This window comes from Geodermatophilus sp. SYSU D00525 (assembly GCF_054050475.1).
In genome coordinates this window covers 208912-222144 of sequence record NZ_JBJGZK010000004.1, presented here as the reverse complement: position 1 = coordinate 222144, position 13233 = coordinate 208912, and the positions used below count along the sequence as shown (strand labels likewise).

The 13233-nt window shown below is 75.8% G+C and carries 18 protein-coding genes; 4 read left to right on the top strand and 14 right to left on the bottom strand.

Features of this window, described 5'->3' with window-relative positions:
• Positions 1-69: 69 nt before the first annotated feature.
• Both ACI796_RS05980 and ACI796_RS05975 read right to left on the bottom strand, forming a co-directional pair.
• The gene (locus tag ACI796_RS05980; protein ID WP_387990201.1) at positions 70-318 is read right to left on the bottom strand and encodes a WhiB family transcriptional regulator; all 249 of its coding nucleotides are present in this window, start codon (positions 316-318) and stop codon (positions 70-72) included.
• A gap of 361 nt (positions 319-679) precedes the next feature.
• The gene (locus ACI796_RS05975) at positions 680-1702 is read right to left on the bottom strand and encodes a diacylglycerol/lipid kinase family protein (protein WP_456940319.1); all 1023 of its coding nucleotides are present in this window, start codon (positions 1700-1702) and stop codon (positions 680-682) included.
• Between the two features lie 81 nt (positions 1703-1783).
• Here ACI796_RS05975 and ACI796_RS05970 point away from each other — a divergent pair, with 81 nt between their 5' ends.
• The gene (locus ACI796_RS05970) at positions 1784-2257 is read left to right on the top strand and encodes a hypothetical protein (RefSeq protein WP_456940318.1); all 474 of its coding nucleotides are present in this window, start codon (positions 1784-1786) and stop codon (positions 2255-2257) included.
• A gap of 56 nt (positions 2258-2313) precedes the next feature.
• Here the strand turns inward: ACI796_RS05970 and ACI796_RS05965 are convergent, their stop codons facing one another.
• The 6 genes from ACI796_RS05965 to sodN all read right to left on the bottom strand — a co-directional run bounded on the left by ACI796_RS05965 (position 2314) and on the right by sodN (position 6127).
• The gene (locus ACI796_RS05965) at positions 2314-3099 is read right to left on the bottom strand and encodes an HAD-IIA family hydrolase (protein WP_456929289.1); all 786 of its coding nucleotides are present in this window, start codon (positions 3097-3099) and stop codon (positions 2314-2316) included.
• Positions 3100-3103: 4 nt separating this feature from the next.
• Positions 3104-3595 carry an N-acetyltransferase family protein gene (locus tag ACI796_RS05960; protein ID WP_456940317.1) on the bottom strand — a complete coding sequence of 164 codons (492 nt, stop codon included), beginning with the start codon at positions 3593-3595 and terminating at the stop codon, positions 3104-3106.
• Entirely contained in the window at positions 3592-4422 is an 831-nt protein-coding gene (pssA, locus tag ACI796_RS05955; RefSeq protein WP_456940316.1) for a CDP-diacylglycerol--serine O-phosphatidyltransferase, read from the bottom strand. The genes ACI796_RS05960 and pssA overlap by 4 nt, the downstream gene beginning before the upstream one ends.
• Positions 4423-4432: 10 nt before the next feature.
• Complete coding sequence (locus ACI796_RS05950) at positions 4433-5110, bottom strand: phosphatidylserine decarboxylase (protein WP_456940315.1); 678 nt, start codon at positions 5108-5110, stop codon at positions 4433-4435.
• A 74-nt stretch (positions 5111-5184) separates the two neighbouring features.
• Entirely contained in the window at positions 5185-5598 is a 414-nt protein-coding gene (locus ACI796_RS05945; RefSeq protein ID WP_456940314.1) for a VOC family protein, read from the bottom strand.
• Positions 5599-5722: 124 nt separating this feature from the next.
• Positions 5723-6127: a superoxide dismutase, Ni gene (gene sodN, locus ACI796_RS05940; protein ID WP_456940313.1), complete on the bottom strand. Its 405-nt coding sequence runs from the start codon at positions 6125-6127 to the stop codon at positions 5723-5725.
• 51 nt (positions 6128-6178) lie between these two features.
• Between sodN and ACI796_RS05935 the strand changes: the two genes are divergently transcribed.
• A complete protein-coding gene (locus tag ACI796_RS05935; RefSeq protein ID WP_456940312.1) occupies positions 6179-6544 on the top strand; it encodes a S24/S26 family peptidase in 366 nt (121 codons plus the stop codon).
• Here ACI796_RS05935 and ACI796_RS05930 read toward each other — a convergent pair.
• Entirely contained in the window at positions 6541-7146 is a 606-nt protein-coding gene (locus tag ACI796_RS05930; protein WP_456940311.1) for a dTDP-4-dehydrorhamnose 3,5-epimerase family protein, read from the bottom strand. The two genes, ACI796_RS05935 and ACI796_RS05930, sit on opposite strands and share 4 nt — an antisense overlap.
• Positions 7147-7229: 83 nt before the next feature.
• Here ACI796_RS05930 and ACI796_RS05925 point away from each other — a divergent pair, with 83 nt between their 5' ends.
• Positions 7230-8423: an NAD(P)-dependent malic enzyme gene (locus ACI796_RS05925; RefSeq protein WP_456940310.1), complete on the top strand. Its 1194-nt coding sequence runs from the start codon at positions 7230-7232 to the stop codon at positions 8421-8423.
• Here the strand turns inward: ACI796_RS05925 and ACI796_RS05920 are convergent.
• Together ACI796_RS05920 and ACI796_RS05915 are read right to left on the bottom strand one after the other, a co-directional pair.
• Positions 8413-9867, bottom strand: coding sequence for a pyridoxal phosphate-dependent decarboxylase family protein (locus ACI796_RS05920; protein WP_456940309.1), 1455 nt, complete (start codon positions 9865-9867; stop codon positions 8413-8415). The genes ACI796_RS05925 and ACI796_RS05920 overlap by 11 nt on opposite strands.
• Positions 9864-11204, bottom strand: a complete 1341-nt coding sequence (locus tag ACI796_RS05915) for an MFS transporter (protein ID WP_456940308.1) — start codon at positions 11202-11204, stop codon at positions 9864-9866. The genes ACI796_RS05920 and ACI796_RS05915 overlap by 4 nt, the downstream gene beginning before the upstream one ends.
• Before the next feature lie 140 nt (positions 11205-11344).
• Between ACI796_RS05915 and ACI796_RS05910 the strand changes: the two genes are divergently transcribed.
• On the top strand, positions 11345-11779 hold the full coding sequence (locus ACI796_RS05910; RefSeq protein WP_456940307.1) for a hypothetical protein: 435 nt from the start codon (positions 11345-11347) through the stop codon (positions 11777-11779).
• 2 nt (positions 11780-11781) lie between these two features.
• Here the strand turns inward: ACI796_RS05910 and ACI796_RS05905 are convergent, their stop codons facing one another.
• The 3 genes from ACI796_RS05905 to ACI796_RS05895 form a co-directional block, all read right to left on the bottom strand.
• Positions 11782-12159, bottom strand: coding sequence for a hypothetical protein (locus tag ACI796_RS05905; protein WP_456940306.1), 378 nt, complete (start codon positions 12157-12159; stop codon positions 11782-11784).
• A gap of 36 nt (positions 12160-12195) precedes the next feature.
• A complete protein-coding gene (locus ACI796_RS05900) occupies positions 12196-12912 on the bottom strand; it encodes a metal-dependent hydrolase (protein ID WP_456940305.1) in 717 nt (238 codons plus the stop codon).
• A 130-nt stretch (positions 12913-13042) separates the two neighbouring features.
• Positions 13043-13231: a DUF6104 family protein gene (locus tag ACI796_RS05895; protein WP_456937677.1), complete on the bottom strand. Its 189-nt coding sequence runs from the start codon at positions 13229-13231 to the stop codon at positions 13043-13045.
• Positions 13232-13233 lie beyond the last annotated feature (2 nt).

Below are 13233 nucleotides of genomic sequence, written 5' to 3'. Positions count from 1 at the left end.
GAGGCCGGTCCCCGTTGGGGGACCGGCCTCGCGCCGTTGCTCAGCCGGCGGGAGCCGGCAGCCGCTGCGTCAGGCGCGGACGCGGGTGCGGGACTGACGGCGCTTGAGAGCACGCCGCTCGTCCTCGGACAGCCCGCCCCACACGCCGGAGTCCTGACCCGAGCGCAGAGCCCAGTCGAGGCAGGACTCGACGACCGAGCAGCGGCGGCAGACCGCCTTCGCCTGCTCGATCTGCACGAGGGCGGGGCCGGTCGTCCCGATGGGGAAGAACAGCTCCGGGTCCTCGTCCCGGCAGAGCGCGCGGTGGCGCCAGTCCATGTCTGTGCACTCCTCGGTGTCGACTACATTGCTTGCGAATCGCTGACATCGGGCCGCTCGCGCGGGCGCGACACCGGTTGCCCAGCGCCTCGTTCCAGCGACCGCCCACCGCTTGTTACCGGCAGGTTGCGTTCCTCTCGCGATGTTTTCACCTGAGGAACTCGTGTCAAGCGCACCGGGGCCCTGGGTCGACCCCTCGTGAGCAAGCTCACCACGGGCGTGCTAGGGCCGCCACTCGGCGGCGTAGTGGTGCTTGACACGGGCCCCCGGGCGTGTCCTCGGGCCCGACGATCCGGCCTCGGCCCCGCTGCAGGGGCCCGCCCCGAGCGTGCGAGGGGTGGAGGGGCAGTGGGGTCCTGACCTAGGCGATGACGGACAGCGCCGACGGCACCGACCGCACGCGCAGCCCGGTCGCCGTCCCGAGGTGGTCGCCGTCGAGCTGCCAGCCCTGCGGGCGGGACGCCCGCAGCTCGAATCCGGCGAGATCGTGCAGGCGGTGCACGCCGCGGCCGCGCGCGTCGGGGCGGCGGGCCAGCACCTGCCGGGTGGTGTGCAGCATCCGCAGCACGCCCATCCGGCCGAGCGCGAACACGTCGAGGCCGGCCTCGAAGGAGGCCTCCGGGCTCGGGTTGACCGGCCGGGAGCCCAGGTAGGTCCACGGGCTGACGTTGGAGACCAGGCAGAGGAAGAGCCCGTCGAGGTCCGGGGAGCCCGGGACGCACAGCGTCACGGCGGGCCGGCGGCGCTCGCGGCCGAGGACGAACGCCCGGGTGGCCTCCCGGACGTAGAGCGCGCCGGTGGAGCGACGACCGCGCGCCCGCTGGGCCTCCACCCGCGCGATGACGTCGGCGTCGAAGCCCAGGCCGGCGGCGAAGACGAACCAGCGCGGGTCGGTCCAGCCTCGGTCGGCCGCGGCGTCGACCTCGGCGACGGTGGTCGCGGCGGCCGGGTCCACCCCCTCCGCGGGCGCGGTGCTGGTGCCGGTGGCGCTGGCGGTGCCGAGCGAGACGCGGCGGGTGCGCCCGGCGCGCAGCGCGTCGAGGATCTCGCCGGTGGCCTCGACCGGGTCGCGGGAGCGGCCCAGGGCCCGGGAGAACACGTTGGTCGAGCCGCCGGGGACGACCGCCAGCGTCGGCACGTGCTCGCCGGGCCCGTCGGCCAGCAGGCCGTTGACCACCTCGTTGACCGTGCCGTCCCCGCCGAGCGCGACGACGACGTCGAACCCGTCGGCCAGCGCGTGCCGGCCCAGCTCGCGGGCGTGGCCGCGGTGGGTGGTCTCGGCGAGGTCCACCTTGAGCTCGCTGGCCAGCGCGCCGACGAGCACGTCCCGGACCCGGCCGGTGGTCGTCGTCGCCGCGGGGTTGGCCACCACGAGCGCACGCATGCGGCCAGGCTAGCCAGCACCCGGGCGTCCGACGGGCACGGACGGGACCTGGCGTGACCGGTGACGCGTAGCCTCGCTCCTGTGACGGACGAGGACGCGACCCGCCGCCCCAGCCGGGCCGAGCGGCTCCTCGGCGGCGCCGCGCAGCCCTCCGCCCGCCCGCCGCGGCCAGCGCGGCCCGAGGCCCCGCCGGCGGTCGTCCGGGCGGCGCTGGTGGCCGCGATCGAGGCGGCCCTGCTGATCGGCGGGGCGCTGGTCCTCCTGTGGCTGACCCTCACCAGCGACCCCGACAGCGTGGCCCGCGCGCTGGCCGAGGTGGTCTACGTCGGCATCTTCGGCGCCGTCCTGGCCGCCGCCGCCGTCGGCCTGCGGCGGGTGTCGGGGTGGGCGCGGGGGCCGGTCGTCGTCCTGCAGATCCTGCTGGGGCTGTTCGGCTACAGCACCGCGTTCCCCGGCGGCCAGCCGCTGCTGGGCATCCCGCTGATCGTGCTGGCGGTCGCGGAGCTGTACCTGCTGTTCACGCCCGAGGCGCGGCTGGCCTTCCTGGACCGCTAGACGACCGGTCGCTGGACGACCAGCCGCTGGACGACCGGCCGCTGGACGACCGGCCGCTAGACGACGAGGTCGACGACGTCGGCGATCGAGTCCAGGACCCGGCTGGGCCGGAACGGGAAGCGGCCGACGTCGGCGGCGGTGGTCGAGCCGGTGAGCACGAGGATCGTCTCCAGGCCCGCCTCGATGCCGGCGACGACGTCGGTGTCCATCCGGTCGCCGATCATCACCGTGCTCTCCGAGTGCGCGTCGATCCGGTTCATCGCGCTGCGGAACATCATCGGGTTGGGCTTGCCGACGAAGTAGGGCTTGGCGCCGGTGGCCTCGGTGATCATCGCGGCGACCGACCCGGTGGCCGGCAGCGGTCCCTCCGGCGAGGGCCCGGTGACGTCGGGGTTGGTGGCGATGAACCGCGCGCCGGTGCCGATCAGCCGGATCGCCCGGGTGATCGCCTCGAACGAGTAGGTGCGGGTCTCGCCGAGGACGACGAAGTCCGGGTCGGTGTCGGTCAGGGTGTAGCCGGCCTCGTACAGCGCCGTGGTCAGCCCCGCCTCGCCGATGACGTAGGCCGAGCCCCCGGGCAGCTGGGTGGACAGGAAGTCCGCCGTCGCCAGGGCCGAGGTCCAGATCGAGGTCTCGGGCACCTGCAGGCCCGAGCGGGACAGCCGGGCGGACAGGTCGCGCGGGGTGAAGATCGAGTTGTTGGTCAGGACGAGGAACCGGCGGTCCTTGTCGACCAGGCGCGCGAGGAACTCGGCGGCGCCCGGGAGGGCCTGCCCCTCGTGCACGAGGACGCCGTCCATGTCGGTCAGCCAGCACTCCGCGGTGCCCCGCTCGATGGTCACCGCGTCAGCCTGCCGCATCGCGCCGGCCGGCCGCGAAACCGGCCAGAGCCCGATCGGTGAGCCGGAACACCGTCCACTCGTCCATCGGGACCGCGCCGGCGGCCCGGTAGAACGCGATCGACGGCTCGTTCCAGTCGAGCACCGACCACTCCAGCCGGTCGTAGCCGCGCTCGACGCAGGTGGCGGCCAGCGTGCGCAGCAGCTCCCGGCCCAGGCCACCGCCGCGGTGCTGCGGCTGGACGTAGAGGTCCTCGAGGTAGATGCCGTGGGTGCCGCGCCAGGTGGAGAAGTTGAGGAACCACAGCGCCGTGCCGACGACGGCGCCGTCGCGCTCGGCCACGTGCCCGAACAGCGCGGGGGAGTCGCCGAACAGGGCGGTGTGCAGCTGCTCCTCGGTCAGCCGCACCTCGTGCGCGGCCTTCTCGTACTCGGCGAGCTCGCGGACCAGGCCGACCACGGCCGGGACGTCGTCGGGACGGATCGGGCGGACGCTCACGTCAGCACCTCACGGAGGCGGGCCGGCACCAGCCGGGCGAGGGGGGACAGCAGGGGGACCAGGACCGGCGCCAGCAGGTAGCCGTAGGCGAGCACGCAGCCGGTGACGACGGGGACGGTGGCGAAGCCGATCACCAGCGCGACCGCCGCGGCGACCAGGCCGTAGGGCCGGCCGCTCTTCGGGCTGACCAGCGAGCGGAACGAGCGGAACCGGATGGTGCTGACCATGAGCAGCGCCGGGACGGCCACGATGAGCAGCACCCACAGCCGGTCGCGGCCCTGCATCTGGTCACCGAACGCGAACACCGAGGCCAGCACGACGCCGGCCGCGCCGGGGCTGGGCATGCCGGTGAAGTACCGCTTGTCCGCCGTCGGGTCGATGGTGGTGTTGAAGCGGGCCAGCCGGATCGCGGCGCACGCCACCCAGAGGAAGCACACGACCCAGCCCAGCGGGTCCCACTCGTCGCGGCCCTCGGAGAACAGCGTGAACGCCAGCAGCGCGGGGGCCAGCCCGAAGGACACCAGGTCGGCGAGCGAGTCGAACTGCAGGCCGAAGGCGCTCACCGCGCCGACCAGCCGGGCGACGGCGCCGTCGGTGATGTCGAACAGCACCGACAGGCCGATGAGCACCGCGGCGAGCGTGTACTGGCCGCGGATCGACACGAGGATGGCGGCGAAGCCGCACATCATGTTGCCGAGGGTGAACAGGCTGGGCAGGGTCGCCAGCGCGCGCCGGCGGCTGCCGCGCACCGACCCGCGGACGAACTCGACCGTGGCCGTGCGCCGCGTGGGGGCCGGCCGCCCCTCTCCCGAGGCGGTACTGGGCACCGCGGGCCCCTCAGCCCGCGGCGGGCCAGCGGGCGATGACGGTCTCCCCGCCGCGCACCCGCTGCCCCTTCTGCACGGTGAGCGTGCACCCGGCCGGGACGAAGACGTCCATCCGCGAGCCGAACTTCATCAGACCGAAGCGCTCGCCGGTGGCCAGCCGCCGGCCGACGCCGGTGCGCGTGACGATGCGGCGGGCCAGCACCCCGACCAGCTGCCGGAAGACGACGGTGCGCTCGCCGTCGCGCAGCCACAGCTCGCTGCGCTCGTTCCGGTGCGCCGACTCCGCGCGGTAGGCCGCCAGGAAGCTGCCCTTGCGGTAGGAGCTCTGCACCACCTCGCCGCGGTAGGGCGAGCGGTTGACGTGCACGTCGACCACGGAGAGGAAGACGCTGACCTGCTGCCAGCCGCCCTCGGGCGCGGGCTCGGGGGCGACCCCCTGCTGCGGCTCGCCGGCGACCATCACCATGCCGTCGGCGGGGGAGAGGACGACGTCGGCCGGCGGCTCCTCGCGGTCGCAGGCGCGCTCGGGGTCGCGGAAGAACAGGACCATGTAGGCCGACAGGGCGAGGAACGGCCACGCGGCGAGCCGCGCCCAGCGGCGCCCGCGGGCCACGCCGGCGGCGGCCAGCAGGGCGGCCGGGGCCAGGGGTCCGGTGATGAAGGGCCACCCGGCCCGGTCGATGCGCATCAGGGTCCGACGGTACCGGGGGCGGCCGCGCGCCCCGCCCACCCGCCGGGGAGGCCGGGGGGCGGGTCGCGGCGTCAGCTCGCGGGGGTCGCGACGTTCACCAGCCAGCGGATCCCGAACCGGTCGGTGACCTGGCCGAAGGTGTCGCCCCACACCTGCTTCTCGAGCGGGACGTCGACCTGGCCGCCCTCGGCGAGCTGCTCGAACCAGCGGGTCATGGTCTCCGTCTCGTCCCCGGACAGCGATACCGACACCTTGTCCGGCCCGCCGGCGTCGGGGTCGTGGCCGTCGGAGGCCATGAGCTCCAGGCCGTGGTCGGTGCGCAGGAAGGCGTGCATGACGCCGTCGTCGGGGAACCGGTCACCGCCCCCGCCGACGTCGCCGAAGGTCATGACCTCGAGGTGCCCGCCGAAGACGGACCGGTAGAGCTCCATCGCCTCGCGGGCGTTGCCGGAGAAGTGCAGGTAGGGGTTGAGCCGGACGGCCATCGGGTCTCCTCGGGGCTGGGGGTGGCGGGGTGCAGACCGGCCGGGGCGGCGGGACTCATCGGTCCCGGGGACGCCGACGGCCGGTGGGCGAGGTGCCCACCGGCCGTCTGGACGTCGTCCGCGCTCAGGCCGCGGCCTTGGTCTCCCAGAAGATCTTGTCGATCTCGGCGATGTAGTCGAGGAGCTTCTGGCCCTCGGCCGGGTCCATGCTGCCCTTGCCGCCGGCGGCGCCGGCCTGCTTGGTGGCCTTGTTGAACAGCTCGTGCAGCTGCGGGTACTTCTCGAAGTGCGGCGGCTTGAAGTAGTCGGTCCACAGCACCCACAGGTGGTGCTTGACCAGGTCCGAGCGCTGCTCCTTGATGAGCACGCAGCGCTGCTTGAAGACCTCGTCGTCGCTGCCCTGGTACTTCTCCTGGATGGCCTTGACCGACTCCGCCTCGATGCGGGCCTGGGCCGGGTCGTACACGCCGCACGGGAGGTCGCAGTGCGCGGTGGCCTCGACGGCGGAGAACACGCGGCTGAACAGCATGCTTGCTCCTTCGTGTGTCGATCGATCGGGTCGTCTGCGACCCTACTCGCGGTGATCAGCCCCCGTCCCGCCGAGCGACCGTTCCCACCGCTGCCCTCGGGGTGGGTCCTGGCCCGGGTGACCGGCCCGTCGATGTCGCCCACGGTCCGCCACGGCGACCGGCTGCTGGTGCGGCGGGTGCGTCCGGGCGGGGTGGCGGTCGGCGACGTCGTCCTGGCCCGCTTCCCGGCCCGCCCGGACCTGCTGGTGGTCAAGCGGGTGCACCGGCTGCTCGGCGACGGCGCGGTCGACGTCCGCGGGGACAACCCGCTGGTCACCGACGACAGCCGGGCCTACGGGCCCGCGGTCGCCGTGGGCCGGGTGGTGCTCCGGCTGCAGCCGCGCCCCGGCCGGCTGCCCGCGGCCCCCGCCCTCTAGGCCCCGGCGCGCTGCTGGGCGTACCAGGCGCGGCACTCCGCCATCGTCGGCAGGACGCCCTGCTCGCGGGCCTGCGCCAGGGTGGGGGCGGCCCGGTCCTTGTCCGAGAGCCGGACCTCGACGTCGCCCGGCCACGGCAGGTCGAGCTCGGGGTCCAGCGGCGAGACGCCGAACTCGCGACCGGGGGAGTAGCCCGTGGAGACCAGGTAGGTGACCGACGAGCCGTCCTCGAGGGAGAGGAAGGCGTGGCCGAGGCCCTCGGCGAGGAAGACCGCGCGCGGCCGCTCCGCCTCGAGCAGCACGGCGTCGGAGACGCCGAAGGTGGGCGAGCCGACCCGCACGTCGACGACGACGTCGAGCACCCGCCCCGCCGGGCAGTAGACGTACTTGGCCTGCCCGGGCGGCACGAGCGCGAAGTGCACGCCGCGCAGCACGCCGCGCGCCGAGACGCTGTGGTTGGCCTGGGCCAGCGGCAGCGCCCGCCCGGTGGCCCCGGCGAGCACGTCGGCGCGGTACCACTCGGTGAACCGGCCACGGTCGTCCCCGTGCGGCACCAGGTCGAGGACGTAGCTGTCCGGGACGGCGAGTTCTCGGATCTCCACGGCCGCACGGTAACGAGGCGGGTGCCACGGGTGCGGGGTCGGCGGCCCGGCGACGGAGGTCACAGCACTACCCTGTCGAGGCCATGAGCGCAGCGACGGGCTCCGCCGGGGACAGTGCCGACCGCTTCAGCGGGGACGCGGCGTTCGCCGTGCACGAGGGCGGCAAGCTGGTGGTCCGGCCGACCCGGCCGATCGAGTCCCGCGAGGACCTCGCGCTCACCTACACCCCGGGCGTGGCGCGCGTCTCCAGTGCGATCGCCGCGGAGCCCGCGCTCGCCCGCCGGTTCACCTGGGCCCCGCGGGTCGTCGCGGTCGTCTCCGACGGGACCGCCGTCCTGGGCCTGGGCGACATCGGCCCCGCCGCGGCGCTGCCGGTGATGGAGGGCAAGGCCTGCCTGTTCAGCGAGTTCGCCGGGCTGTCGTCGGTGCCGATCGTGCTGTCGACCACCGACGTCGACGAGATCGTCGAGGCGGTCGTCGCGATCGCGCCGTCCTTCGGCGGGATCAACCTCGAGGACATCAGCGCCCCGCGCTGCTTCGAGGTCGAGGAGCGGCTGCGCGCGCGGCTGGACGTCCCGGTCATGCACGACGACCAGCACGGGACGGCGATCGTCGTCCTCGCGGCGCTGCGCAACGCGGCGCGGGTGACCGGGCGCGCGCTCGGCGACCTGCGGGTGGTCGTCTCCGGCGCCGGGGCGGCGGGGGTCGCCTGCACGAAGATCCTGCTGGGGGCCGGCGTCGGGGACATCGCCGTCGCGGACTCCCGCGGGGTGCTGCACACCGGGCGCGAGGACCTGACGCCGGTCAAGCGGTGGGTCGCCGAGAACACGAACCGGGCCGGCCACGCGGGCACGATGACAGGCGCGCTCGAGGGCGCCGACGTGTACCTGGGCCTGTCCGGCGGCTCGGTGCCGGAGGCGGCGATCGCGTCGATGGCGGCGGACTGCATCGTGTTCTCGCTGGCCAACCCGACGCCCGAGGTGGACCCGGAGATGGCGGCGCGGTACGCGGCCGTCGTCGCCACCGGGCGCAGCGACCTGCCCAACCAGATCAACAACGTGCTGGCGTTCCCCGGGGTGTTCCGCGGCGCCATCGACGCCGGCGCCACGGCGATCACCGAGGAGATGAAGCTCGCGGCGGCCGAGGCGATCGCGGGCGTCGTCGGCGAGGACCTCGCGCCGGGGTACGTCGTGCCGAGCCCGCTGGACCGGCGGGTGGCCACCGCGGTCGCCGAGGCCGTGGCCGCCTGCGCCCGCGAGCAGGGCGTCACGAGGTAGCCGCCGCCTCCCGGCGCGGCCGGTAGACCAGGTCGAGGACGCCGGCGAGCAGCCGCTCGGCCACCGGGCGGGGGAGCGCGGCCACCAGGGCGTGCACCGGCGCCATCCGCTCGGGCAGCCGGCCGCCGCCGACGCCGGCGACCTCCAGCAGCGCGTCGACCTCGGCCACGGTGAGCGCCGCGGGGTCGATCGTCGCGGCCGCCGCGACCAGGTCCGGGTCGGCCACCGGCGGGGGCAGCGCGGCGGCCGCGCGGGCGGCGTCGGCGAGGTCGGCGAGCAGGACGTCCACCCGGCCGGCCGTGGCGCCGGTGACGGTGAGGTGCAGCGTGGCGGGCAGGCCGGCGCCGCCGGGCTGGGCGAACGGCGGCTGGGGCTGCAGCAGCCAGCCGCGGGCGGTGGCCTCGTCGGCGAGGTTGAGCACGTCGACGCCGGCCGGGCCGTCCTGCGCCAGCGCGACCAGGGTGGCGACCGGCGTCCCGACCACCCGCAGGCCGGGGATCGCCGCCGCGCCCTCGGCGAGGGCGACCGTGGCCGCCCGCGTGGCCCGCGCCAGCTCGGCGTAGCCGTCCCGGCCCAGCCACCGGTGCACGGCCCAGGCGGCGGCCATCGGCCCGGCCGGGCGGGTGCCGGCCAGCGTCGGGTTGACCACCGGGTAGCCAGGCCAGCCGGCGGTGCTGAACCAGTGCCCCTGCCGCAGCTCCGGCTCCGCGGTGAGCAGCACGGAGACGCCCTTGGGCGCGTAGCCGTACTTGTGCAGGTCCACCGACAGCGAGGTCACGCCGGGCACCGACAGGTCGAAGGGCTCGGGGACGTCGTCGAGGAAGGGCAGCACCCAGCCGCCGATGCAGGCGTCGACGTGGCAGGGGACGCCCGCGGCGGCGGCCAGCGCGGCCACCTCGCCGACCGGGTCGAGGACGCCGTGCGGGTAGGACGGCGCGCTGACCACCACCAGCGCGGCACGGGCGTCCAGCGTGGCCGCCACCGACGAGGGCAGCGCCCGGCAGGTGTCCGGGTCGACGGCGACGTCGGCGACCTCGAGGTCGAACAGGTGCGCGGCCTTGCGGAACGCGGCGTGCGCGGTGACCGGCAGCAGCAGCCGCGCCCGCCCGGTGCCGCCGCGTGCCCGCCAGCGCTCGCGGGCGGCCAGCACCGCCAGCAGGCAGCTCTCGGTGCCGCCGCTGGTCACCGTGCCGACCGTCGCCGGCCCGCCGCCGAGCAGGTCGGCCGCCGCGCCCACCAGGTCGTCCTCGATGCGGGCGACGCTGGGGAAGGCGGTCGGGTCCAGCGCGTTGGTCCACTGGAACGCGGCCTGCGCGGCGGCGGCGAGGTCCTCGACGCCGGCGAGCCCGGAGTCGTAGACGTAGGCCATCGTCGAGCCCCCGTGGGTGGGCACGTCGCCGGCCTGCAGCGCGGTGAGCTCGGCCAGCACCTCCTGCGGCGTCACGCGGGGACCTCCTGGGGCCGGGCGGGGACGGGGTGGAGCCGGTAGCGGGCCAGCACCGGCAGGCTGGCCAGCACGAGCAGCGCCGGGACGACGGTGAAGCCCAGCCGGACGGCGAGCACCGCGCCGCCGGACTGGACGGCGTCGCCGCCGGCGGAGGAGACGTAGCCGGCCGCGGCGAGCAGCAGCCCGAGCAGGCCCGGCCCCACGGCGAGGCCGAGCGTCTCGGCGGCCGTCCAGACGCCGGTGAAGACGCCGGCCCGCCGCCGCCCGGAGGCGGCCTCGTCGGCGGCGACGACGTCGGGCAGCATCGCCAGCGGGAACATCTGCATGCCCGCGTAACCGACGCCGACCAGCACCACGAGCGCGACGGCCGCCCCCGTGCCGTCGGTGCCGACCAGCGCCAGCGCCCCGGTGCCCACCGCGAACAGCGCCGAGGACGCCAGCAGCCCGGTCCGCTTGCCCAGCCGCCGGCTCACCCGCAGCCACAGCGGCATGACGAGGATCGCCGGGCCGACCAGCGCGGCGAACAGCAGCGAGCCGGCCGCGGCGTCGCCGAGCACGTGCTCGGAGAAGTAGGGCACGCCGGCGAGCATCACGCCGATCCCCAGCGCCTGGACGACGAACCCGGTGAGCAGCACCCGGAACGGCCGGGACCGCCAGGCGACGACGAGCGTCGCGCCCAGCCGGCCCTCGCTCGTCACCCGGGTGAGCGTGGGCGCCCGCCGCGTGCCGGCCACCGCGCCGAGCATCCCGGCGGCCAGCAGCACCGCCACGAACACCGCCATGGCCAGGTGCCCGGCGCGCCCGCCGCCGAACGCGTCGACCACCGCCGGCGCGCCGGCGCCGGCCAGCAGGATGCCCACCGCCAGCGCCGCCACCCGCCACGACACGAGCGTGGCCCGCTCGCCGGGGTCGTCGGTGATCTCGGCCGGCTGCGCGACGTAGGGCACCTGGAAGCAGCCGTAGGCGGTCGCCGCGAGCAGGAAGGCCACCGCCACCCACGCCGCGGCCGCCGCCGGCGGGGCGCCCGGCCCGGTGAACACGAGGACGAACAGCGGCGGCAGGGCGAGCCCGCCGGCCAGCATCCACGGCCGGCGCGGCCCCCAGCGGCCCGTCGTCCGGTCCGAGCGGCTGCCGATCCACGGGTTGAGCAGCACGTCCCAGGCCTTGGGAGCGAACACCACCAGCCCGGCCAGCCCGGCGGCGACGCCCAGCTCGTCGGTCAGGTAGTGGAGCAGCAGCAGGCCGGGCACCGTGCCGAACGCCGCCGTCCCGATCGAGCCGAGGGCGTAGCCGAGGTGGGTCCCCCGGGACAGGCGCGGTGCGACGGCGGTCACAGCGGGGGACCGTAGCCGCCGTCGGCGCGGCACGGTCCCGGAGACCTCCGCGGGGTCCACCGATGAGGGAGGCGCCGCCGGGCGGTCTCCCCGGTGTGGCCCCGCGACGGCGCCGGGCCCCGCCCGCCCAGGAGGCGACCATGGACCCCGACCCGAGCACCCCGGCCGCTCCCGAGGCCCGCGCGGCGGCGCTGCGCACCCTCGACCGGCTCGTCGGCACCTGGACCGTCTCGGGCCCCGGCGGCCCGCGCGGCCAGGTCCGCTACGAGTGGATGGACGGCGGCAACTGGCTGGTCCAGCACGTGGACCTGCGCGGCGACGACGCCACCCGCGGGGTGGAGTACATCGGCTGGGACGAGGCCGCCGGCGAGCTGCGGTCGCACTACTTCGGCGCCGGTGGGGAGCTGCTCGAGTACACCTACCGGGTCGAGGACGACGTCCTCCGGATCTGGTTCGGCGGCACCGACTCCCCGGCCCGCTACGAGGGGCGCTTCAGCCCCGACGGCACGGTCAACGAGGGCGCGTGGCGGTGGCCCGGCGGCGGCTACGAGTCCACGATGACCCGGGCCGGCTGACCTCAGCCCAGCACGGTCTCCGCGCAGTCCCCGAGGTCCTCGGGGGAGGTCGCCGCGGGGCAGTCCAGCCGCAGCCAGTCACCGGTGCCGAACCGGTCGCGGCTGCCGTCGACGAACACCTCCAGGCCGGGGAGGCCGGGCCGGGCGCGGTACCAGCTCGTCACGGGGTCGCCCTCGGTGGTCGGGCGGGTGACCTCCAGCTCGGCCTCGCCGGCGGCCAGGCACGCCAGGGCGTCCGCCGCGACCGGCTCGCCCTGGCCGAGGTCCTGGGCGGGGCAGGCGGGCAGCGCATCGCGGTCGGTGAACGCGGCCGGGGCGCCGGCCGACGGGGCGCACGCGGCACACGCCAGGGCGGTGAGCAGCACGACGGCGCGGGTCACGCGGCGAGCATGGCGCGCCCGGGTCTCGGCGCGGTCTCAGCCGCCGAGGGTGACCAGGTCGGCCAGGTAGGGGTCCAGGGCCTCGCGGACACCGGTGTTGGCGTAGACGAACCAGACCGCGACCCCGAGGAACAGGGGGGCCAGCACCGCCTTCTCCAGCGTCGTCCCGGTGCGCATCGGGGTGAGCGCGAGCCGCCGCCGCTTGGCCAGCCACAGCACCGGCAGGGGCACGCCCTGCTTGGTGATCAGGTCGCCCGCGATGTGCGTGAGGACGCCCAGCCCGACCGCGAGAGGCAGCCACGTCGGCTGCGGGATGTGCGCCAGCAGCAGCCAGGCGCCGCCGAAGGAGAGCACCAGGTTGCCGACGACGGTGTTCTCCGCGCGGCCGGGGATGACGAAGTGCAGCGCCCGCAGCGCCAGCCCGATCCCCAGCGCCATGACCACGAGGCTGGACCAGAACAGGTTGGCCGCGGCGAGCGCGAGCGCGCCGAAGGCCAGCGGCGCCAGGACGGCGTCGTGGGTGCCCCAGCGGTGCCCGCCGGCCAGCCGGCCGATCGCGCCGGAGGGCACGTCGGTGACCGGCCCCCACATGTCCGAGACCGTGGAGCCGGTGTGGTCGAGGTCGGGCAGCATGGCGAACCCGCCGACGGCGGCGACCCACGCGACCTGGGCGACGGGGCCCTCGACGGGCGCCCAGGGCAGGGCCGCCGCGCCGGCCGCGAGTCCGGACAGGGCGTGCGAGTGACCGAGCACGGACACAGCGTGCCGTCGTGCGCGGCCCGGCCGGTGCAGGCGCGCTCCACGGACGACGAGATCGGCGATCTCGCGCACTCCGGGTGGCCGGAGCGGGCGGGATCACCGATCTCGTCGTCGTGTGGTCGGGCTAGTCGAGGTCCTCGACGTCGTCGGTGCCGCCGCGCGCCAGCCACGTGGCCAGCCGCTCGATCGGCACCTCGAAGTCGGGGTGCTGGTCGACGAAGGCCTGCAGCTGGTCGGCCAGCCAGGCGAGGGTCACCTGCTCCTCGCCCCGCCGGTCGGCCAGCTCCTCCAGGCCCCGGTCGGTGAAGTACACGC